This window comes from Superficieibacter electus, assembly GCF_002915575.1.
Lineage (GTDB): Bacteria > Pseudomonadota > Gammaproteobacteria > Enterobacterales > Enterobacteriaceae > Superficieibacter > Superficieibacter electus.
Genome location: NZ_PQGD01000013.1, coordinates 61,200 through 83,404, shown reverse-complemented (window position 1 = coordinate 83,404; position 22,205 = coordinate 61,200). Strand labels below are relative to the sequence as shown.

Here is a 22,205-nt window from a genome sequence, read left to right as displayed (position 1 = left end):
TTTTCCCCTCTTCCGTCGGGAGAGAGGAATTATTCAGGTTGCTGCGTGTAAATCTGCCGGGTGGCGGCTTCGCCTTACCCGGCCTTGTATTATCCTTCCCGTGCAGAGAGAACCGGCCAGTTCTCTCTGCCATGCAGTCCACATGCCGTACCCGGCCTCAGGTTCATAACCTGTGTTGTAGATTTATGCAGTGGGCTGCCGTTCTCCACAAGTGACAAACCGGACAGTATCATGGACCGGTTTTCCCGGTAATCCGCATTCACAAGGTTGGTTTCACTATGGAACAGGAACTTCATTTTATCGGTATCGACGTCTCTAAAGCTAAGCTGGATGTCGATGTGCTGCGGCCCGATGGCCGTCACCGCAGTAAAAAATTTGCTAACACCCTGAAGGGCCACGATGAGCTGCTCCGCTGGCTCAACAGCCATCAGGTCGCGCCTGCCCACATCTGTATGGAAGCCACCAGCATCTATATGGAAGACGTTGCCGCGCATCTCTGCGATGCCGGATTCACAGTCTCCGTCATCAACCCTGCTCTCGGTAAAGCCTTCGCGCAGAGCGAAGGACTGCGCAGTAAAACCGATGCCGTCGATGCCCGGATGCTGGCGGAGTTCTGTCGTCAGAAACGCCCGGCAGCCTGGGAAGCCCCGCATCCGGTGGAGCGGTCGTTACGGGCGCTGGTGCTGCGGCATCAGTCGCTGACGGACATGCACACGCAGGAGCTGAACAGACTGGAAACCGCGCGCGAGGTGCAGCGCCCGAGTATCGACGCCCATCTGCTGTGGCTTGGTACCGAAATTAAGCGCATCGAAAAGCAGATAAAGGAGCTGACGGATGATGACCCGGATATGAAACACCGCAGGAAACTGCTGGAAAGTATCCCGGGTATCGGCGAAAAAACGTCGGCCGTGCTGCTTGCTTATATGGGGCTGAAGGACAGGTTCGGGAAAGCGCGACAGTTCGCGGCCTTCGCCGGTCTGACGCCCCGGCAGCATGAGTCGGGCAGCAGCGTGAGGGGAATGAGCCGGATGAGCAAGGCAGGTCATGCCTCGCTGCGCAGGGCGCTGTATATGCCAGCGATGGTGGCGGTGAGTAAAACCGAATGGGGACGGGCGTTCCGTGACCGTCTGTCCGGGAATGGAAAGAAAGGGAAAGTGATAATAGGTGCGATGATGCGCAAGCTGGCACAGGTGGCGTATGGCGTGCTGAAGTCGGGTGAGCCGTTCGATGTGAGCAGACACCTGACCGTAACAGCGTAATAAAAAGAGCGGGAGATAACAGCGCCTGACGGCGCTGGGGTTGCTGTGCCTGCAATCCGGAATACCGGAACATTAAAATGCTTGCAGGCGATAACAGTATCTACATCTATATAAATATCAATAACTTGTGTTATAGCCCAGGCCCGGTAAGCGCCGCGCCGCCGGGCACAACGTCTATATAAATATCAATAACTTGCGTTATAGCCCAGGCCCGGTAAGCGCCGCGCCGCCGGGCACAACGTCTACATAAATATCAATAGCTTGCGTTATAGCACAGGCCCGGTAAGCGCAGCGCCACCGGGCACAACGTCTATATAAATATCAATAGTTTGCGTTATAGCGTAGGCCCGGTAAGCGCAGCGCCACCGGGCACAACGACGCACAGATTTTCAGCATTCCCCTAACACCCACGCCACCGATAATAAATCCGCGCTGCCGCCGGGGCTTAAGTTGCGGGCGATTAACGCCTGGTCCATTTTTTCCAGCGCCTGACGATCCCAGCCTTCTTGTAAAAGCTGCCGTGCGTAATCCTGCACGTAGCGCAACCCGCACATTCCGCCACGCGATACCAGATTACTGTCCGGATTCACTACCATCAGGCGCAGCAGCATTTCATGCTGCTGGGCACGCCGCCAGTGCGGCAGAACCGACCGCACGGTGGCAAAACCGCTTTCCGCCTCGCCGCGCGCGCCCGTCAGGCCGAACTGCTGAAATTGTCGCTCTCCCGCCGTTGCCGCCAGGCTACGGTTATCCAGCTCCCGCCTCACCAGGCCCCGGCAAAGGGTGCTTACCTCGCGGCACAGGCTATCTGCACTGACAACGGGGAGCCGCCCGGCCGCAAAACACAGTAGTCCGAGCGCAAAGATGCCGCCCTTATGGGTATTCACCCCGCCAGTGGCGTGATACATCGCCTGCTCGCACGCGATGCCCATCGGGCGCAAAAGTCGCAACTGTACCTCTGCCGGTTTATCGGCATGCTCCTCGCCCAGCGCCGTAAAACGCGCAAACCACGGTGCAATTGCCCTGATACTGCGAACGAACAGAGCATGATCCATATCGCGATGCGAACCGTTATTCAGCCGGTCCACCAGCCCCGGCTTGGGCGTCAGCTCCAGCTCGTGCCATAGCGCATCTTCCGCCCGCTGCGGCACGTTGATGAAGCGGGGTTTAGTCGCGAGCAAACCAGTCATCCACCATTTTCTCCACGCGCGCGACCACTTCCTCTACCGGATGACGCCGCGAGCGGGCGCAGGCGTGAGCGGGTTCATCGCAAATCAGGCAGCGGCGCATATCCGATCCGAGCGACAATCGCCCTACATGACCCGCGTTCGGACAGATGACATCCAGATCCCACAGCCGCCCCAGCGGATGCGTTTGCTCCAGCGCCGCACAGTGCGCTTTGATTTCTGGTGCCTGGTGGGCCACGCACCACATCGCTTCCGGTCCGGTTGGCAGCCATAAAACCTGCCTGTCGAGCACCTGCCAGTGGTGCTGCCAGAGCATCTGATCGCACATTTGCAGCGCCACGCCCATGGTATTGCGATAGCGCAGGCTGTCCTTATTTTCACCGGGCGTCACCAGCGTCAAAGAGATGACCGGTTGTTGATAGTGCGCGAGCCAGTCAGCCTGTCGTGCTGCGCGACGCTCTTTCGCCGCCAGCAGTTCTTCCAGGCTGACACCCGCACGCACGGGTGTCGCAGTTTCCATTATTCACACTCCTTTACCTGTCGAACGGTATCTATCACGCTGCCGTCACGGTAGCGGATCACGCCGACGATCTTATCGGTAAATTCTATGGGTTTTGGTGCGCCGGTTAACGAAATGGCGCGTTCATATAACGTGTTGATATCAACAATTTTCAGCCCCGCCGCGAGCAGCCGCTGATGGATCTCCGGGCGGGCCGGGTTAACCGCAATGCCATGATCGGTAACCAGCACGTCAATACTTTCACCAGGCGTGAGGCGTGTCGTGACCCGCTTCACCACCGTCGGGATGCGGCTGCGCAGCAGTGGCGCTACGACAATCGTCAGGTTAGCCGCCGCCGCGACATCGCAGTGCCCGCCGGACGCGCCACGCATCACGCCGTCTGACCCGGTGATGACGTTAACGTTGAAATCGACATCAATCTCCAGCGCGCTGAGGATCACCACGTCAAGCTGGTCACAACTGGTGGCTTTACTGCCGGGGTTGGCGTATACGTTAGTGGAAATCTCAACATGATGCGGATTACGCGCCAGCGACGCCGCCGCCTGTGCGTCAAAGCACTGGGTGTCGAGCAATTTCTCGATCAGCCCTTTTTCATGCAGATCCACCAGGCTGCCGGTGATCCCACCCAGCGCGAAACGGGCTTTGACGCCGTTGCGCTCCATTTTCTCTTCCATAAAACGGGTGCAGGCGGTGGCCGCCGCGCCAGAGCCGGTTTGCATTGAGAAGCCATTTTTGAAATAACCGGAATGTTCGATAACATCCGCCGCATAGCGGGCAATCATGAGTTCACGCGGGTTGCTGGTGACGCGTGCCGCACCGACGCTGATTTTCGCCGGATCGCCAACGCTCTCCACCTGGACAATATAATCCACCCGATCCTGTCCGAGGCTGGCGGGCATATTCGGGAACGGTACGATCGCTTCGGTCAGCAGCACAACCTGACGGGCAAACTGGGCATCCACCATCGCATAGCCGAGCGAGCCGCAGCAGGATTTGCCGTGCGTGCCGTTGGCATTGCCAAATTCATCGCTGCACGGTACGCCGAGAAAGGCGACGTCGATCTTCAGTTCGCCGTCCTGAAGCAGCTTGACGCGCCCGCCGTGGGAGTGGATCTGCACCGGCTCATCCATCAGACCGTGCGAAATCGCTTCCGCCAGTTTGCCGCGCATCCCGGAGGTGTAAATACGGCTGATAACGCCGCTTTTGATATGCTCAATCAGCGCGTCATTGCAGGTCATCAGCGAACTGGAGGCCAGCGTCAGCTTTTTGAAGCCCATCTGCGCCAGCAGCGCGACGACGCTATTAATCACCCGATCGCCTTCGCGAAACGCGTGGTGAAAAGAAATGGTCATCCCGTCTTTCAGCCCGCTGCGGATCACCGCCTGCTCCAGCGAGGCGCACAGTTTACGCTGATGTTTGGCGTTATTATCGGCAAGCCAGGGCGTGGCGCTGTGTGCCGACTCGAAGGATTTCAGATCCCGCAGGTGGGGAAAATTAACGTGAAGAAGTTCTGTCTGATTCATTACTTTATCCTTAACGACGCACGCCGGACGCGGCGGCGCGTTCCAGCACCCGCTGCGCATGATCAATAATTGGCGCATCCACCATTTTGCCGTTGAGCGAGACCACGCCCAGCCCGTTACGCTCGCCCTCTTCTGCTGCCTCGATCACTAATGTTGCGTGATCGACCTCCTGCTGCGTGGGCGCGTAAGCGTTATGCAGTAAATCGATCTGCCTCGGGTTAATCAGCGATTTGCCGTTAAAGCCCATTTTGCGGATCAGTTCGACTTCGCGCAGGAACCCGGCTTCATCATTAACGTCTGACCAGACGACATCAAAGGCGTCAATGCCGGCGGCGCGGGCGGCGTGCAGTACCGCGCAGCGGGCATAAAACAGCTCGGTACCGTCGCCGCGTTCGGTTTGCATATCCATCACATAATCAAAGGCCGCCAGTGCGATGCCAATCAGGCGCGGCGTACTGCGGGCGATGGCCACCGCGTTGATGACGCCAATCGCCGACTCAATGGCCGCCATAACGCGGGTAGAGCCGACCTCGCGACCGCAGTCGCGCTCAATGCGCTCCAGATGGCCTTCCAGTTCAAAAATATCGTCCGGGGTGTCGGTTTTGGGCAGGCGAATCACATCCACGCCACCGCGTACCGCCGCCTCCAGATCCAGTAGACCGAACGGCGTGCTTAGCGGATTAATACGTACCACAGTTTCAATATCCTGATACATCGGATGCTGAAGCGCATGAAACACCAGCAGGCGGGCGGTATCTTTTTCACGCAGCGCCACCGCGTCCTCCAGGTCAAACATGATGGAATCCGGGCGGTAGATAAAGGCGGTTGAGAGCATGGCGGCGTTGGCACCCGGCAGGAACAACATACTGCGACGCAGTGTACTCATGACAGCGCCCCCCAGTTGATGGATGGCGCTTCACCGGCGCGCAGTAGTGCGCCCTGAAGACGGGCGCGGATCACACAGTCCAGAGCGCCTTTGTCCTCGATAATAATCAGCCCCTGGCGGACCTCCATCGCACGTAATGTTTCCTCAACCACCCGGCGGATTTGATCGCCAAACTGCTTCATCACTTCACTGTGGATGATAATCTCCAGCTCGCCGTCGGCGGGGGCGATTTTCACCATCAGGTCGCTGGACTCCTGCGTGCCTGCCAGCGCCTCCCTTACAATTTTCATAATGCTTTCCTGAATGTTATACGGCTTGTGCGCTACGATAATGCGCTTCAAGGTGCGCGAAAGTGGATTCCGGAACGATTTCCCGCAGTCGGGAAAATCGCTCTGTTTTAAGTAAACGACGAACTTCAGAAGCCGAGATTGGATTACCTGCGGACTTAATACGCGTTAATTCAACCACTTCTATGCTGTCGCGGAGCAATGTGTGTAACGTCTGGTTGTATTGACGGGTCACGTCGCAGAACGGCTCTGAACCGACAAACCGATGGGTGATACCCAGCGCTGGTGCGATACGCTCGCGGAAGATCAGGGCATCAATCTCACTCCACGCCTGCTGCACTTTTCCGCTCTCTTTGAGAAAATAGGTCGGAAACGTGGCGCGGGAGATGATGTACTGCGACCCTTCATGTACGGTCACATTCGGCAAATGCGCGACGCCCGCGCGGACCATTCTCAGGCGGTCGGCAAACGGAAAAAACGACGCATCTTCTTTCACCACAAACAGATGCAGCCAGTCGCAGCGCCGCGCTGCCTGCTCCGCCAGATACCGGTGCCCGAGCGTGAATGGATTGGCATTCATCACAATAGCGCCGATGCGTTCGCCGGGCTTGCGCTGCTGTTGCAGTGCCCGGCAATAGCGGCTGATCCCCTGTGGGGTGTTTTCCATCAGCACCGCGTTATTACCGCTTTGCGCCACCGGCCAGAAGCCACTGCGGGCAAAGCGTTCTTTGTTGCACGGGCGGGTGCACAGAAAGAGGTGAAAATGGCCGCGTGCCAGCGCGACATTCTCCACTTCGGCCAGCAGACGCGCGCTCAGGTTTTCCCCGCGCAGCGCCTCATCCACCGCCACGCATTTAATCACGTTGGCGGCAAGCCCTGCGCAACCGACCAGATGCGACCCTGACCAGGCTTCGACAAACAGCGTGATGTCGCCATCCAGCCCCAGACCGCTGTCCGCCAGCAATTGCCGGATCTGACGTAACCTTTCGGGGTGCAGCGAAACCTGCGTCAGATGAAATTCAATACCGGTTTGCGAGTACATCGTGCCGCCTTACTTAGTGCGCTGCCGTCAGCATCTGCGCTGGCGCTTCCATGATGATATTGCTCAGATGACCGATATGTTCGATCTCCACTTCAATCCGGTCGCCCTCCTGCATAAACAGCGGCGGATTGCGCTTTTTACCTACCCCGCCCGGTGAACCGGTGATGATCACATCGCCGGGGCTTAAGCGGGTAAACGTGCTGATATATTCAATCAGTTCGGCGACGGTGTGGATCATGCTGCTGGTATTGTCTTCCTGAACCATCCGGCCATTTAGCCAGGTGCGGATCGCAAGTTGATGCGGGTCCGGAATTTCATCGGCGGTTGCCATCCACGGACCGAACGCCCCGGTCTGACGCCAGTTTTTCCCGGCGGTAAACCAACTATGCTGCCAGTCACGGGCAGAGCCATCCATATAGCAGCTGTAGCCGGCAACATGGCGCAACGCCTCTTCCCGGCTGATATTCTCGCCGCCCTTACCGATAATCACCGCCAGCTCGCCTTCGTAATCGAATTCGCTGGAGTGGCGCGGCTTGAGTACCGGCGCGTTGTGCGCGGTCTGCGAGTCAGGAAAACGCACGAACAGCGTAGGTGCCGGATTGTGCTGGTCGAACTCCTTGCGTTTGTCGGCGTAATTCATGCCGACACAAAGAATTTTTTCCGGCTGTTCAATGACCGGCAGGAAGGTGACGGCATCCATCGTCACATCCACCGGGTCGTTAAGATAGCGAGTGGCCTCTGCCAGTCCGTTGCCCTGAAGCAGCGCTTTGAGATCGCTGTAGCGATCGCCCAGGCGACGGCCTAAATCAATCATGCCTTCGGCTTTCACAATGCCGTAGCTGCGAATGCCCTGATGGCGAAAACTTGCGAGTTTCATGTTTATTTCCTGAGTACATCAATTAAACGAGGAAGTTGCCCAGCACCAGCAGCGAGACGGAGACGTTAATCGCCCCACCGATGCGGGTAGCGATTTGCGCGAACGGCATCAGGCTCATACGGTTACCGGCGGTAAGGATTGCTACATCACCCGTCCCACCCTGCCCGCTCTGGCAGCAGGAGACGATGGCGACATCAATCGGGTGCATGCCAATTTTTTTGCCGACGAAGAAACCGGTTGCTACCAGCGCGGATACGGTGCTGACAATGACCAGCAGATTGCTGAGGGTGAAGGCATTGACCAGTTCCTGCCACGGGGTAATCGCGACGCCCACGGCGAACAGAATGGGATAGGTCACGGAGGTCTGGAAGAATTTATAGACAACCTGAGAGCCTTCCAGCAGACGCGGAGACGCGCCGTTACACAATTTAACCAGCACGGCAACGAACAGCATGCCAACCGGGGCAGGCAGGCCGATCAGTTTGTGGCCCAGCATTCCCATCATATACAGCAGAACAGCCAGTAATGCCCCTGCCGCAATGGTGGTTACATCGGCTTTACCCGAAGAGACGGGTTGCGAAGACTGACCATCGGCATTGGCGCGATTGGGCATTAACTGGCCTTCGCCGGTCAGATGCGGGAAGCGTTTACCCAGTTGATTCAGGCAACCGGAGATAATAATCGCCGTCAGCCCGCCGAGCATAACCATCGGCAGAACGCGCCCCAGCGCCACGCCCTGGTCCATATGCAGCAGCGTGGCGTAACCGATAGAAAGCGGGATCGCCCCTTCGCCAACGCCGCCCGCCATGATCGGCAGAATAATAAAGAAGAAGATCTGGAACGGCTCAAGGCCCAGCGCCATGCCCACGCACATGCCGACGATCATGCCAACGATTTCACCGCACAGCATCGGGAAGAAAATGCGCAGGAAGCCCTGAATCAGCACGGTCCGGTTCATGCTCATAATGCTGCCCACAATGATGCAGCAGATATAGAGATACAGAATGTTGGTGGATTTGTAGAATTTGGTGGTTGATTCCACCACCACATCCGGCAGCAGGCCGTAATAGACCAGCGCGGACGGAATGAAGGTAGCGCAAATCGCCGCCGCGCCCAGCTTGCCAACGATCGGCAGACGCTTGCCAAATTCGCCGCAGGCAAAGCCGAAAAACGCGAGCGTGGCCACCATGACCACAATGTCGCTCGGCAGTTTGCCGCCCAGACAATCAATGGCAATTAACGCACCGGCTAACAGGAACAGCGGCAGTGGAATAATACCAATTTTCCAGCTATCCATGATGTGCCACCAGCGCTCTTTCAGCGACGGACGAGGAATATCAATCGGATCGTGGTTAACAATAAATGAATCGTCAGTTGTGCTCATAATCAAGCCCCTTAGTTATTTTGTACGGCAAGCTTAAGATCACCATGCCTGACAGAATGTGAGCACCAGCAGATTAAAACCGAAGTTTTAATGGCATCTATGGTTTTAATGGTTTTATTTACCGGGTGTGATTTAACTCTTATTTATTGGCGTGGTTTTTATGGTTTCTTTTCCAAATCGAACAATTAAATAACATCTATTTTGTTGTGAATTTTAAAATACCATTTCGAGTTTAAACCGCATCAGACAGGCTGTGCAAGGGATCACAAGTTTCCGGTAAAATGCATGACGTGGCCCAGAAAGATGATACATTACATTTCTTTATGGCTATCGCGCGTGAGACTAATGAAATTATCCTTTCAGATAAAACTGTTTATTTCGCTGGTGGCTTTTTTCTCAGTGCTTTTTGTTTTGCTGGGTAGCTATTATTATATCGACGTTGGTCGCCAGCTTTATCAGGAAATGAGCATACGCGCCAAAATACAGGCTGAGGAAATTGCGCTTATTCCCGGACTGCCCGCGATGACGGCGCAAAAAGATATCCCGGCGCTCCATGCTTTCATGCAGAAAATAGCGGCACACAGCGATGCCAGTTTTATTGTGATTGGCGATAATAAAGGTGTGCATCTCTTTCATTCGGTCTATGCCGATCGCGTCGGCACCACGCTTGTGGGCGGCGATAACGAAGAGGTGCTAAAGGGTAAGAGCACGACGACGATTCGTAAGGGCGGGCTGGGCATTTCGCTACGCAGCAAAGCGCCGATATTTAATGCCGCAGGTCAGGTAGTCGGCATTGTGTCGGTAGGCTATCTCACCAGTTATCTCGATACCATCACCGTCAGTAAGATGATCAACATTCTGATTGCTGCCGCGCTGCTTCTGGTCGCCCTGTTTGTTTTCTCCTGGTTTTTTACCCGCAGCATCAAAAAGCAAATTTTCTCTCTCGAACCCCGCGAAATCGGCCTGTTGGTACGCCAGCAAAAGGCGATGATGGAATCGATTTATGAGGGCGTGATTGCCATTGATAGTCAGATGCGCATTGAAGTGATCAACCAGGCGGCAAGGAAATTGCTTGGCTTAAGCCAGCCTGCGCGCGAACTGCGCGGTCAGCTTATCAGCCAGGTAATTACCCCGGTACCATTTTTCGCCTCCCGGACCTTGCTGACAAAAGATACACACGATGAGATTTGCCGTTTCAACGATCTGACGGTGATTGCCAGTCGCATTCGTATCATGCTGGAAGGTGCATTGCAGGGCTGGGTGATCACCTTTCGCGATCGCAATGAAATTGACTCGCTGAGCGCGCAGTTAAGCCAGGTAAAACGTTACGTGGATAACCTGCGCATTATGCGGCATGAGCAGCTTAACCGGATGACGACCCTTTCCGGCCTGCTGCATATGGGGCGCTACGATGAGGCCATCCGCTATATTCAGGCCCAGTCGGAACACGCGCAGGAACTGCTGGATTTTATCTCCTCGCGCTTTAGTTCACCGACGCTGTGCGGCCTGCTTTTAGGAAAAGCGGCCCGTGCGCGGGAAAAAGGTGTGGAGCTAAACTTTGATCCTGCCTGTCGGATGGACAGACCTTTTACCGGCCTGGCAGAAGCTGAACTCATTTCCATTATCGGCAACCTGCTCGATAACGCGATTGAAGCCACCCAGCGTGCTCCGCTTCCCCATGAGCCGGTGGAAGTGCTGATTACCCTCAGCGCCAGCGAACTGATTATTGAGGTGGCCGATCGCGGCGTCGGTATCAAACCAGAGATCCGCGAGCGAATTTTTGAGCGCGGCATGACCACCAAAACCCGTGGCGATCACGGGATTGGGCTGTACCTGATAGAAAGTTATGTGACCCAGGCGGGCGGTGCGGTCGAAGTGGCCGATAACGCACCGCGTGGTGCTATTTTCTCATTATTTATTCCCGCCCGGCACCCTACCCAGGAACTGGAAGTGACTCATGATGCAACATGAACTTATTGACGTCCTTATTATTGAGGATGAACCGACACTGGCCCGGCTTCATGCCGATTTAATCAATAAGCACCCTCGCCTGCGGCTGGTCGGGATTGCAGCCTCACTGGCCGAGGCGCAGGAAAAACTGACTGCCCTCCAGCCGCAACTGGTACTGCTGGATAATTATCTGCCAGATGGTAAAGGCATCACGCTGATTAGCCATCCTTTGCTGCTGAGCGCAAACTGTACGGTGATTTTTATCACCGCCGCCAGCGACATGGATACCTGTAGCCAGGCCATTCGCAACGGCGCGTTCGACTATATTCTTAAACCGGTATCATGGAAGCGCCTCAGCCAGTCGCTGGAACGCTTTGTACAATTTGCCGAGCAGCAGCGGGTGTGGAAAATTGTCGATCAACAAAACGTAGATTCCCTCTATCAGCTACAGGCTAAAAATTTTCGTCTGGATAACAGCAGTAAGGGGATTGAGGAGAATACCCTGGCCCGCGTACAGCAACTGTTTAACGATCGGGCGACGTACTGTTTTTCGGTTGATGAGGTAGTCAGCGAAACCGGGTTAAGCAAAACCACCGCCCGGCGTTACCTTGAACACTGTGTGGAGACCGGGTATTTACGCGTTGAGATGCTGTACGGCAAAATCGGCCATCCGCGACGGATGTATAAGCGCGCGGCAGGGTAAATCAGGCCGCACGCGGCCTGATGCCGGGTAATGCCGGATGGCGGCTGCGCCTTATCCGGCCTACGTTCGTACACTATTAACAACCTGCGCCTTACGGTACGGGCGTCAACCATCTACCACTGGCCTGCCGGATGGCGGCTGCGCCTTATCCGGCCTACGTTCGTACACTATTAACAACCTGCGCCTTACGGTACGGGCGTCAACCATCTACCACTGGCCTGCCGGATGGCGGCTGCGCCTTATCCGGCCTACGTTCGTACGCTATTAACAACCTGCGCCTTACGGTACGGGCGTCAACTATCTGCCACTGGCCTGCCGGATGGCGGCTGCGCCTTATCCGGCCTACGTTCGTACGCTATTAATAACCTGCGCCTTACGGTACGGGTGTCAACCATCTGCCACTGGCCTGCCGGATGGCGGCTGCGCCTTATCCGGCCTACGGTCGTACACTATTAATAACCTGCGCCTTACGGTACGGGCGTCAACCATCTGCCACTGGCCTGCCGGATGGCGGCTGCGCCTTATCCGGCCTACGGTCGTACACTATTAATAACCTGCGCCTTACGGTACGGGTGTCAACCATCTGCCACTGGCCTGCCGGATGGCGGCTGCGCCTTATCCGGCCTACGGTCGTACACTATTAATAACCTGCGCCTTACGGTACGGGCGTCAACCATCTGCCACTGGCCTGCCGGATGGCGGCTGCGCCTTATCCGGCCTACGGTCGTACACTATTAATAACCTGCATCCTACTGTAGGCCCGGTAAGCGCAGCGCCACCGGGCGACGGGGTACGGGCTACACCGTGAAGCCCATCATCATCCCGGTGTCTTCGTGCTCCAGCAGGTGACAATGCGCCATATAAGCAAACTCTTTTGGCGCGTCATGATCGAAACGCACCAGCACCTCGCTCACCGCGCCGTCCACGTTGACCGTATCCTTCCAGCCTGAACGGTGCGCGGCGGGCGGGCGGCCATTCTCGGAGAGAATACGGAACTGGGTACCGTGGATATGGAACGGATGCAGCATCATGTCGCCTTCACCGGAAATCACCCAGCGCTCGAACTGTCCTTTTTGCGCGGCAAACAGCGGTGTGGTCATATCAAAGGCTTTGCCGTTAATCCGGTTGGCGTTATGGAAATCAAAACCGTGCCCACCGTGCTGCATCTGCCCCCTATTGCTGTGATCCATGTCTGCATGATTCATCTCCCCGTGAGCCATCTTGCCATGACTCATCTCGCTGTGACTACGCCCACCCATTGCCTGTGCGCCATATTTCTGTTGCAGCGCCTGCATGCCCATCATGTCGAGCATCGGGTCCATGGAAAGCTGAAATTGACGCCGGGTAAGGGCATCCAGCGCGGGCAGCGCAGGCACGTTGACCAGCGAGTCCGGCAGCGTTCCCGAGGCGGCGATGCGCAGCGGCTGCACACGTAGCACTGGCTGCGGCTGGTCAAACGGTGCGACCGTCATTCCCATCTGATCCACCGCAAGCGTCAGCAGGTCGAATGGCTTACCGTCCTGAGTATCGACCAGCACTTCAAAACGTTCACCCACCAGCATCGGTAATTCTGTTACCTTCACCGGCTCCGCCAGCAACCCACCGTCGCTGGCGATCACATATAGCGGCCGCTTATCGCTGGTTGTGACGTTAAGCGAACGGGCGTTACAGCCGTTCAAAAGCCGCAACCGCAGCCAGCCGCGCGGAGCCGCGTGCTGCGGGTAACGGGCACCGTTGGTCAGCAGTGTGTCACCAAACCAGCCGACGGCGGCGGTCATGATATCCAGCTGATAGTCAATCTCGCCGCTGCCCGTAAAGCGTTTGTCCTGCATAATCACCGGCACATCGTCAATGCCCCACTGCTGCGGCAGACGCAACTGACGACTGTCATCATCTTCAATCAGCACCAGCCCCGCCAGGCCCATCGCCACCTGATGTCCCGTTTTTCCGTGCTGATGCGGGTGGAACCAGCAGGTCGCCGCCCGCTGGGTGGGCGTAAAAGTGACCTGGCGCGATTCCCCGGCTTTTATCACGCCCTGGGGACCACCGTCCACCGAACCGGGGACTTCCAGCCCGTGCCAGTGGACGGTAGTCTCCCCGGAGAGCGTATTATGAATATCGACGGTAACAGCTTTCCCCTGACGTAGTTTAATCGCCGGGCCGAGCAACGATCCATTATAGCCCCACGTCTGAGTGGTGAAGCTGCCAAAGGTTGATTTGCCCTCCTGAACGATGAGCCTGATACGATTGCGTGCGTCAGCCGTTAACAACGCCGGGATTGGCAGCGCCGGACGTTCGGCGGCAAGGGCACCTCGACTCCAGAAAGGCAGTGCACTGAACGCGCCAATTGCAGCGGAATATTTTAAAAAATCGCGGCGTTGCATAGTCTCTTCCTCATCTTCAGCAGGCGGTTTATGAGCTTAAACCCTCCCCTAACCGGAACGTCAAGCACAAGCGTAATAATTAAGTTCACGCCCCATACTCAGGTGTGCTAACGTTGCATTTCCGTAAGCAGTGGTAGAAATAATGAAGACTTTTTTCAGAACAATAGTTCTTGGGGTTCTGTTAGCGTTATCCACGAACAGCTATGCCCTCAGCGAATCTGAAGCTGAAGATATGGCCGATCTGACCGCCGTGTTTGTATTTCTGAAAAATGACTGCGGTTACCAGAACTTACCGAATACCCAAATTCGTCGGGCGCTGCTTTTCTTTGCTCAGCAGAATCAGTGGGATCTGAGTAATTACGAAACCTATAATATGAAGGCGCTGGGTGAAGACAGCTATCGCGATCTGAGCGGCATCAGTATTCCCACCGCCAAAAAATGTAAAGCGCTGGCGAAAGATTCGCTGAGCCTTCTCGCCTACGTTAAATAATCTCCCTTCGCTATACTCATTCTCTTTGTGGTGAAACATTGACCGTGCATACCCGGTCAATGTTAGCTATTATGTTGCGCCCATTTTTCATGGGTGTTAATAAGGGAGAATGACATGACCGATAACAACACGTGGCACGAAACGCTGCACGACCAGTTTGGTCAGTACTTTGCCGTTGATAACGTTCTCTACCATGAGAAAACCGATCACCAGGATCTGATCATATTCGAAAACGCCGCCTTTGGCCGCGTAATGGCGCTGGACGGTGTGGTACAGACCACCGAGCGCGATGAATTTATTTATCACGAGATGATGACCCACGTCCCGCTGCTGGCACACGGCCACACGAAGCATGTCCTCATCATCGGCGGTGGTGATGGCGCGATGCTGCGTGAAGTCTCGCGGCATAAACACATTGAGACCATCACGATGGTGGAAATCGACGAAGGCGTGGTCTCATTTTGCCGTCAGTATTTACCCAACCATAATGCCGGTGCGTATGACGATCCGCGTTTTACGCTGGTGATCGACGATGGGGTGAACTTTGTTAATCAGACCGCGCAAACCTTTGATGTGATCATCTCCGACTGCACCGATCCGGTTGGTCCCGGAGAAAGCCTGTTTACCTCGGCCTTCTACGAAGGCTGCAAACGCTGCCTGAACTCCGGCGGCATCTTCGTTGCCCAGAACGGTGTGTGCTTTCTGCAACAGGATGAAGCCATCGGCAGCCACCGCAAGCTGAGCCAGTATTTCAGCGACGTGAGCTTTTACCAGGCGGCGATCCCGACCTACTACGGCGGCATCATGACCTTTGCCTGGGCGACCGATAACGAGGCTCTGCGCACGCTATCCACTGAAATTATTCAGGCCCGCTTCCATCAGGCCGGACTCACCTGCCGCTACTATAATCCGGCCATTCATACGGCAGCCTTTGCCCTGCCACAATATTTGCACGACGCACTGTCCGCACAGTGATTCTAAGGGGGTGATAAAAATTGAAAAAACTGAAGCTGCATGGCTTTAACAATCTGACCAAAAGCCTGAGTTTTTGTATTTACGATATCTGCTACGTTAAAACAGCAGAAGAGCGCGATGGTTACATTGCCTATATCGATGAACTCTACAATGCCAACCGCCTGACCGAGATCCTGTCGGAGACCTGCTCAATTATCGGCGCGAATATCCTTAACGTCGCCCGCCAGGATTATGAACCGCAGGGTGCCAGCGTAACCATCCTGGTCAGCGAAGAGCCGGTCGATCCACAGCTGATTGATAAAACCGAGCATCCCGGCCCGCTGCCTGAAGCGGTGGTGGCTCATCTGGATAAAAGCCATATCTGCGTTCACACCTACCCGGAAAGCCACCCGGAAGCCGGATTATGTACCTTCCGCGCGGATATTGAAGTCTCCACCTGCGGTGTCATTTCTCCGCTTAAGGCGCTGAATTATTTAATTCACCAGCTGGAGTCTGACATTGTGACCGTCGACTACCGCGTGCGCGGCTTTACCCGCGATATCAACGGTATGAAGCACTTTATCGATCATGAGATCAATTCTATCCAGAACTTTATGTCCGAGGACATGAAGTCGCTGTATGACATGATGGACGTGAACGTTTATCAGGAAAATATCTTCCATACCAAAATGCTGCTTAAGGAATTCGATCTTAAGCACTATATGTTCCATACCCGTCCGGAAGATTTGACGGCAGACGAACGCAAGGTAATTACCGATCTGCTGTGGAAAGAGATGCGCGAGATTTACTACGGCCGCAATATTCCTGCGGTGTAAATACGCAGTAAGCAAGGTGGCGCTTTTTTTGCCGCCTTGCTCATTGCGTCAGGCTATCGGGCCAATCCCTATTTCACCGCGTTGGCCAGCCCTCTGCGCTAATAATGCCCGGCGCTTTTTGTTTGCGCCGACCGCATAAATGCCAGCGGCCCTGCGCCACTTAATGTAACAACGGAGATAAGCGTAAAGGTAAGCGCAATCAGTCCCAACACCATATAAGCCCCCTGGAAACCAATTTTTTCATACATATTGCCCGCCAGTACCGACATGAACATCATCGCCAGCTGTTTGAAAAAGCAGAAGCACACCAGATAAATCGTGGCGGAGAAGCGGACCTCAAACTGGCTGGTGATGTATTTAAAGCAGCCGACAATCAGGAAAGGGATCTCAAACATATGCAGAGTTTTGAGGATCACCACTTCGACGGCGGACGTCGCAAAAGAAGAGCCGATAATACGCACTGACATGATCGCCCCTGCCAACAGCAAGGCGTTCTTGCCACCAATACGGTTCACAATAAGCGGGGCGAAAAACATAATGCAGGCGTTAAGGAGTTCGCCCATCGTCGTCACATAGCCGAATACGCGTGTCCCCTGCTCTCCCGTGGCAAAAAACGAGGTAAAGAAGTTGGCAAATTGCTGGTCAAAAACATCATACGTGCAGGACACGCCGACAACATACAGTGAAAGGAACCACAGCTTTGGCTGTTTGAACAACTCCAGTGCCAGCTTGATGCTGAATGCCGGTGCATTCGCGCCTACAGCATCCGCAACGATAACGGAAGGAGAGGCATCCGTGCGAGAGAAGAAGAGTAATAACGCCAGAATAACGGCGCAGGCCGAGCCGAGCCAGAAAACGAACTCGTTGTTAATCGTAAACATGACGCCCACAATTGACGCACAGAGCGCCCAGCCTACACAGCCAAACATCCGTGCACGGCCAAATTCAAACTGGCTACGTCGACTCGCTTTTTCAATATAGGCTTCAATCGCTGGCGCACCCGCGTTATAGATAAAGCCGAGGTAAATTCCTCCGACGATTGAGCCAAGTAAAATATTAAACTGTAACAGCGGCCCAAACACATAGATAAAGAACGGGGCAAACATGACCAACATACCGGTAATAACCCACAGCAGGTGTTTGCGTAAACCGAGTTTATCAGACATCAGGCCAAATACAGGCTGAAAAAGCAGCGAGAACAAGGAAATACAGGCAAAAATAACCCCAGTATCCCCTTTGCTGATATGGTTAATGTCATGCAGCCAAATGGGGAAAAAAGGGAAATAAGCTCCCATAATAAAAAAATAGAAAAAGAAGAAAAAGCCGAACATCCAGAAATTCGTATTCTTTAAATAATACATAATGATTTCCTTGCGCAAAAAAGGGCAGGTGAACCTGCCCGATTGACGTATTTTTATTCCCAGATAATCTGGTAGTTATAATGACGGGCGCTCAGCTGAAATTCCGGCGACACCGAAGGACTCCAGGAGTCGTCGCCGCCGACTCCCATATGGTAGCCATCAAGATTAAGCCAGGTCCCGGCCTCTGCCTGTAACAAATGACGGTGGCTGGTCTCCATCAATTGCCGCTGGCTGTAGCGGCTGATATTAAACTGAAAATCTCCGCGCCACTGATGCGCGCCATAACACAGTTGACGGGTACCACAACGCAGGCCATTTTCACTCGGGAAGACATACGGCGTGTACATGGCCTCCAGCGGTAGTTCCCAGCGATCAAAACAGGCGCTGCTCAGACGGTCGGGATAGTTTTCATGCGGCCCTAACCCCAGCCAGTTCACGCATTCATTCACCTGAGCAAGTTGACAGCTCAGACCAATACGCGCCGGATGCGGCGTGCCGCTGGCGACATCCACTCCGGCATCGATCTGCATTTTTCCGTGGCCATCTATCCGGTAGGTTTTACGACTGATAAACAGCGTTGCCCCCTGATATTGCCAGGCATGGGCGGTGGTGATCAATACCGCATCCGCAAGCTTATCTGCACTACAGTGCAACAGCGCCGGCTCCATGCGGTAGTGCCCTGCTGCCTTCCAGCGCTCCACCCAGGCATTGGGATCGATACGCGTCGCTTCGCTGACGCCAATGTCGTTATCCAGTGGCGCACGCGTGAATTGATCGCGAAGCGGCGTCAACAGTTGTGCTTCATCATTGCGCCAGAACTGCGTCAGCCAGCCCTGCTGACGGCAGAATTGCCAGCGCTTATCGCCAAGGGTAACGCAAAAGGTATTGTCGTCGGTTGCCAGTGCTGGCGCGTCGCTGGCTCGCGGCGCTTGCTGCACGCTAAGTGTTTCTTCCAGCGCCCACTGCTGCCACGCGCTAATATGACCGGCCTGCGACCATGCGCTCGCCCGCGGCTGTTCAACGCGTACTGTCAGCCAGCGCTGGCCTGCGGTCTGCGGCGCAGGAATATCTGGCAGCGTAATAACCTGACGTCCCTGTGGTGCAATATCCAGCGCGACTTCTCCGCTGGCCAATGAGGTGCCGTCAAGGGAGAAGGTCCAGTGAAGAATTTCGTTATCACTGTGGCGGAACAGATATTCGCTGAGCACTTCAATAGAATATTTTTCGCCTGCCAGCAGGCGGAACTGGAAAAATTGCTGCTCATGTTTAGCTTCATGCAACGACGGATGCGGCGTGCGATCGGCAAATACCAGCCCGTTCATACAGAACTGCCGATCGTTTGGCGTGTCGCAAAAATCACCGCCGTAGGCGGACCAGGGGTTGCCGTTTTCATCATACTTAATCAACGATTGATCCACCCAGTCCCAGACAAAGCCTCCCTGCAGGCGAGGGAACTGACGGAACGCCTGCCAGTATTTGGCGAAGCCGCCAAAGCTGTTACCCATCGCGTGCGCATATTCACAAAGAATGAGCGGGCGTTGCTCTCCGGGTAAAGAAAGCCACCGTTTGATTGACCATTTTGATGCCGCCGGGAACGGCTGCTCCTGATCAACGCGGGCATACATCGGGCAGATAATATCCGTGGCGGCGCTATCGGCCCCGCCGCCCTCATACTGGACCGGACGGCTCGGATCTTCCGATTTAAGCCAGCGATAGAGCGCGTCATGGTTATTCCCATGCCCGGATTCATTGCCCAGCGACCAGATAATAATACTCGGATGGTTACGATCGCGCTGCACCATGCGCGTGACGCGCTGGCTCATCGCCGGTAGCCAGTCTGGATCGCTGGTCAGGCGATTCATGGGCACCATTCCGTGGGTTTCAATATTGGCTTCGTCCACCACATACAGGCCGTACTGGTCGCACAGGGTGTACCACAGCGGGTGATTAGGATAGTGCGAACAACGCACGGCGTTGAAGTTATTCTGCTTCATCAGCACGATATCCCGGATCATGGTTTCGCGATCCATCACCTGTCCGCGCTCCGGGTGATGTTCATGCCTATTGGTGCCGCGAATGAGCAGCGGTTTCCCGTTAAGTTTCAGCAGACCATTTTCAATTCTGACATCGCGGAACCCCACGTCGCAGGCTTCCGCCTCAATCAGATCGCCGCTGGCGGCACGGAGCTGGATCACCGCCCGATAAAGGTCAGGCGTCTCTGCGCTCCACAGCGCTGGTTCATCTACGTTCAGGCACAGCGTAGTACGTTCGGCATAGCACCCACGCTCATCAATCGCCTCGCTTCCCAGCCCGGAAATCGTCTGCCCGATGAGCGACGCCCCTTTCCACAAATGCAGTTCAACCTGTAAATCATCCTGAAGATGTCCGGCAATTCGAACTTCTGCCTCCAGTCGGGCGCGGGTATATTCGCTATTAAAATGCGTGCGAATATGAAAATCCGCAATTTGCGTTGTCGGTTTATGTAATAGCGAGACATCGCGAAAAATCCCGCTCATCCGCCACATATCCTGATCTTCCAGATACGTTCCGTCGCTCCAGCGCAATACCAGTACCGCCAGACGGTTTTCCCCGGCCTGTAAATACGTGCTGAGGTCGAAATCCGAGGGAAGCCGGCTATCCTGCCCGTACCCCACCCAGCGACCGTTGCACCACAGGTGAAACGCAGAGTTCACGCCGTCGAAAATGACCCGTGTTTGTCCGTCCTCTAACCAGCTGTCGTCGACATTAAATGTGAGCGAGTAACAACCAGTGGCGTTTTCGGCTGGCACAAAAGGAGGATTGACCGCAATCGGATAGGTAACATTGGTATAGATGGGGGCATCGTAGCCCAGCATTTGCCAGTTGGACGGCACGCTGATGGTATCGGCATCCGGGAGGTCAGTTAGCACCCAGCTCTCCGGCACCGCTTCCGGCGAGGGAAACCAGGCGAATTTCCAGTCTCCGTTCAGGCTGATCATATGACTGGATGCTTCATTACGTTGCGCGTCTTCTGTACAGCGCCAGCTGTGAAATGGCGGATGTGCCGCCAGCCGATTACGTTGCGTTACCCCGGGGTTTTCCCAGTCCCGCCGCGCCAGTACAGCGGCCAGTGAATCATGTCCTGTGCTCATTGTCGTATCCTTTACGAAAAAATGTTATTCGCTCACAATTTTAATAACGTATAGCGTGGAACAACGATTTACGTAAAGGATGAGGTTGAAATTTAGTGAGCCGGTTCAAACTAATTCATGGATTGGCAGGCGATGAAAAGGCAGGACGACAGCGGCGAAACCGACCGCGTCAGGGGCTTATCCGGGTCAGGAAAAGCCCCTTTTTGGCGCGGAGGTCGCCTCTGAAGACGGCAAGTGCTTATTTCTGTTGTATAAAAGCCCGGTAGGCTGCTACCACCTGCAAAAAGTCTTCGACGCCGCACAGGGATAAGCTCTCTTCGTCGTAATAGTTCATGCCCTCCTCCATCTCGTCGCCGGAGAATTCAAGCTGGTTGGCACGGATCATTACCTCTTCCTCATCCATCCACAGCGTGTATTCATACCCGGTCCGCTGCCATGAGCGTTCGCTGCCTTTGACCGCCTGTGCCGCCTGTTCCACTTCATCGAGCAGGGCAACGTTTTCTTTCACTTCTTCGTTAAACCAGTGCCCTACTACTTCGTGGCCCATCGACATACGCACCTTTACCCCTCCGGTAACGTCGCGCAAAAATTCGTATTCCATAATGTGTTCCTCTGCTGTCACAATGCGCCACTGCTGCATTGCCGATAGGCTAATTATCGCAGTAAGGGGAAAGAAAAACAGCGGGACGGGCTGAAGGAATGAAATAAAAGACCTGAAAAACGGCTGCATGCGCCCGTTTCCTGGTAAGTACACCGCCATAAACAGATGGTTCACTACGCCATAAAGCAGTAAAATCCTGACGTCCGCTCTCTCCGTATTATCGCGGCTGCTGAACCCGATCATTCTGAGAGAGAAAAATAATGGATATAACCCGTAACCGGGACTGGCGCATGGCGCAAAAACGGCGCAATAAGTCCCGCGATGTTCATACTGCGCTGTTACGTTTTCGTGGCGAAAAAAACTGGAAGATGCTGTACACGCGTTCCGACAAGGTATTGCGTGCCGCACAATTGGGAATTGAGTACCCACGACTCACAAACCAGCAGCTGGTGAAGCGCGGTCTGGAAGAGTATTTATGCTGTGAATGTGCTTTTCATATGTAGTCGTAATCAATGGCGAAGCCCTACGGCGGAACAGGTGTTCCGCCGCTATCCAGCGCTGAGCGTCCGTTCCGCTGGCACCAGCCGCAATGCCAGAAAACGCGTCTCCCACGACCTGCTTCGCTGGGCAGATGTTATCTGTGTTATGGAGCAGAAACATAAAGACCGGTTAATGGCGGAATACCCTCGTCTGCTTGAAAATAAGCCCCTGCACATCCTCGATATCCCCGACGACTATCGCTATATGGACCCAGCGCTGGTCACGCAACTTGAAGAACTGGTGCCTGAGGTGCTGGGGATTAATGACTGACACTGTTGATTACCATGCTA

General features: G+C 54.9%; 20 protein-coding genes. 8 read left to right on the top strand and 12 right to left on the bottom strand.

Features of this window, described 5'->3' with window-relative positions:
* Window positions 1-278 precede the first annotated feature (278 nt).
* Window positions 279-1,259 carry an IS110 family RNA-guided transposase gene (locus CHU32_RS16760; protein WP_103677962.1) on the top strand — a complete coding sequence of 327 codons (981 nt, stop codon included), beginning with the start codon at window positions 279-281 and terminating at the stop codon, window positions 1,257-1,259.
* A gap of 389 nt (window positions 1,260-1,648) precedes the next feature.
* Here the strand turns inward: CHU32_RS16760 and citG are convergent, their stop codons facing one another.
* Genes citG through CHU32_RS16720 form a run of 8 tightly spaced genes read right to left on the bottom strand, consistent with a single transcriptional unit; the run spans window position 1,649 to window position 8,965 of the window.
* A complete protein-coding gene (gene citG, locus CHU32_RS16755) occupies window positions 1,649-2,449 on the bottom strand; it encodes a triphosphoribosyl-dephospho-CoA synthase CitG (protein ID WP_103750893.1) in 801 nt (266 codons plus the stop codon).
* Window positions 2,427-2,966 carry a citrate lyase holo-[acyl-carrier protein] synthase gene (gene citX / locus CHU32_RS16750; RefSeq protein WP_103677964.1) on the bottom strand — a complete coding sequence of 180 codons (540 nt, stop codon included), beginning with the start codon at window positions 2,964-2,966 and terminating at the stop codon, window positions 2,427-2,429. The genes citG and citX overlap by 23 nt, the downstream gene beginning before the upstream one ends.
* Window positions 2,966-4,489, bottom strand: coding sequence for a citrate lyase subunit alpha (gene citF / locus CHU32_RS16745; protein WP_103750892.1), 1,524 nt, complete (start codon window positions 4,487-4,489; stop codon window positions 2,966-2,968). The genes citX and citF overlap by 1 nt, the downstream gene beginning before the upstream one ends.
* 10 nt (window positions 4,490-4,499) lie before the next feature.
* Entirely contained in the window at window positions 4,500-5,375 is an 876-nt protein-coding gene (gene citE, locus CHU32_RS16740) for a citrate (pro-3S)-lyase subunit beta (RefSeq protein WP_103677966.1), read from the bottom strand.
* Window positions 5,372-5,665, bottom strand: coding sequence for a citrate lyase acyl carrier protein (gene citD / locus CHU32_RS16735; protein WP_103750891.1), 294 nt, complete (start codon window positions 5,663-5,665; stop codon window positions 5,372-5,374). The genes citE and citD overlap by 4 nt, the downstream gene beginning before the upstream one ends.
* A 16-nt stretch (window positions 5,666-5,681) precedes the next feature.
* Window positions 5,682-6,704, bottom strand: a complete 1,023-nt coding sequence (citC, locus tag CHU32_RS16730) for a [citrate (pro-3S)-lyase] ligase (RefSeq protein WP_103677968.1) — start codon at window positions 6,702-6,704, stop codon at window positions 5,682-5,684.
* A gap of 13 nt (window positions 6,705-6,717) precedes the next feature.
* Window positions 6,718-7,581: a fumarylacetoacetate hydrolase family protein gene (locus CHU32_RS16725; protein ID WP_103677969.1), complete on the bottom strand. Its 864-nt coding sequence runs from the start codon at window positions 7,579-7,581 to the stop codon at window positions 6,718-6,720.
* Window positions 7,582-7,603: 22 nt separating this feature from the next.
* Window positions 7,604-8,965, bottom strand: a complete 1,362-nt coding sequence (locus CHU32_RS16720) for a 2-hydroxycarboxylate transporter family protein (protein ID WP_103677970.1) — start codon at window positions 8,963-8,965, stop codon at window positions 7,604-7,606.
* A gap of 345 nt (window positions 8,966-9,310) precedes the next feature.
* Here CHU32_RS16720 and CHU32_RS16715 point away from each other — a divergent pair, with 345 nt between their 5' ends.
* Together CHU32_RS16715 and CHU32_RS16710 are read left to right on the top strand one after the other, a co-directional pair.
* A complete protein-coding gene (locus CHU32_RS16715; protein WP_103677971.1) occupies window positions 9,311-10,936 on the top strand; it encodes an ATP-binding protein in 1,626 nt (541 codons plus the stop codon).
* The gene (locus CHU32_RS16710; RefSeq protein ID WP_103678031.1) at window positions 10,926-11,618 is read left to right on the top strand and encodes a response regulator; all 693 of its coding nucleotides are present in this window, start codon (window positions 10,926-10,928) and stop codon (window positions 11,616-11,618) included. Before CHU32_RS16715 ends, CHU32_RS16710 begins: the two co-directional genes overlap by 11 nt.
* A 797-nt stretch (window positions 11,619-12,415) precedes the next feature.
* Here the strand turns inward: CHU32_RS16710 and cueO are convergent.
* Window positions 12,416-14,002, bottom strand: a complete 1,587-nt coding sequence (cueO, locus tag CHU32_RS16705; RefSeq protein ID WP_103677972.1) for a multicopper oxidase CueO — start codon at window positions 14,000-14,002, stop codon at window positions 12,416-12,418.
* A gap of 142 nt (window positions 14,003-14,144) precedes the next feature.
* On the opposite strand from cueO, the gene CHU32_RS16700 reads away from it, so the two are divergent.
* The 3 genes from CHU32_RS16700 (at window position 14,145) to speD (ending at window position 16,282) form a co-directional block, all read left to right on the top strand.
* Window positions 14,145-14,492: a YacC family pilotin-like protein gene (locus CHU32_RS16700; protein WP_103677973.1), complete on the top strand. Its 348-nt coding sequence runs from the start codon at window positions 14,145-14,147 to the stop codon at window positions 14,490-14,492.
* Between the two features lie 114 nt (window positions 14,493-14,606).
* Window positions 14,607-15,467, top strand: a complete 861-nt coding sequence (gene speE / locus CHU32_RS16695) for a polyamine aminopropyltransferase (protein WP_103677974.1) — start codon at window positions 14,607-14,609, stop codon at window positions 15,465-15,467.
* A 20-nt stretch (window positions 15,468-15,487) separates the two neighbouring features.
* Complete coding sequence (gene speD, locus CHU32_RS16690) at window positions 15,488-16,282, top strand: adenosylmethionine decarboxylase (protein WP_103677975.1); 795 nt, start codon at window positions 15,488-15,490, stop codon at window positions 16,280-16,282.
* Between the two features lie 98 nt (window positions 16,283-16,380).
* Here speD and CHU32_RS16685 read toward each other — a convergent pair whose 3' ends face one another.
* From CHU32_RS16685 to yacL, 3 genes are all read right to left on the bottom strand, one after another.
* Window positions 16,381-17,643: an MFS transporter gene (locus CHU32_RS16685; RefSeq protein ID WP_103677976.1), complete on the bottom strand. Its 1,263-nt coding sequence runs from the start codon at window positions 17,641-17,643 to the stop codon at window positions 16,381-16,383.
* 53 nt (window positions 17,644-17,696) lie between these two features.
* Complete coding sequence (locus tag CHU32_RS16680) at window positions 17,697-20,774, bottom strand: beta-galactosidase (protein ID WP_103750890.1); 3,078 nt, start codon at window positions 20,772-20,774, stop codon at window positions 17,697-17,699.
* A gap of 238 nt (window positions 20,775-21,012) precedes the next feature.
* Complete coding sequence (gene yacL, locus CHU32_RS16675; protein ID WP_103678032.1) at window positions 21,013-21,375, bottom strand: protein YacL; 363 nt, start codon at window positions 21,373-21,375, stop codon at window positions 21,013-21,015.
* Between the two features lie 260 nt (window positions 21,376-21,635).
* Between yacL and CHU32_RS16670 the strand changes: the two genes are divergently transcribed.
* A complete protein-coding gene (locus tag CHU32_RS16670) occupies window positions 21,636-21,878 on the top strand; it encodes a hypothetical protein (RefSeq protein ID WP_103677978.1) in 243 nt (80 codons plus the stop codon).
* Window positions 21,856-22,185 carry a low molecular weight protein tyrosine phosphatase family protein gene (locus CHU32_RS16665; RefSeq protein ID WP_103677979.1) on the top strand — a complete coding sequence of 110 codons (330 nt, stop codon included), beginning with the start codon at window positions 21,856-21,858 and terminating at the stop codon, window positions 22,183-22,185. The genes CHU32_RS16670 and CHU32_RS16665 overlap by 23 nt, the downstream gene beginning before the upstream one ends.
* Window positions 22,186-22,205: the final 20 nt, after the last annotated feature.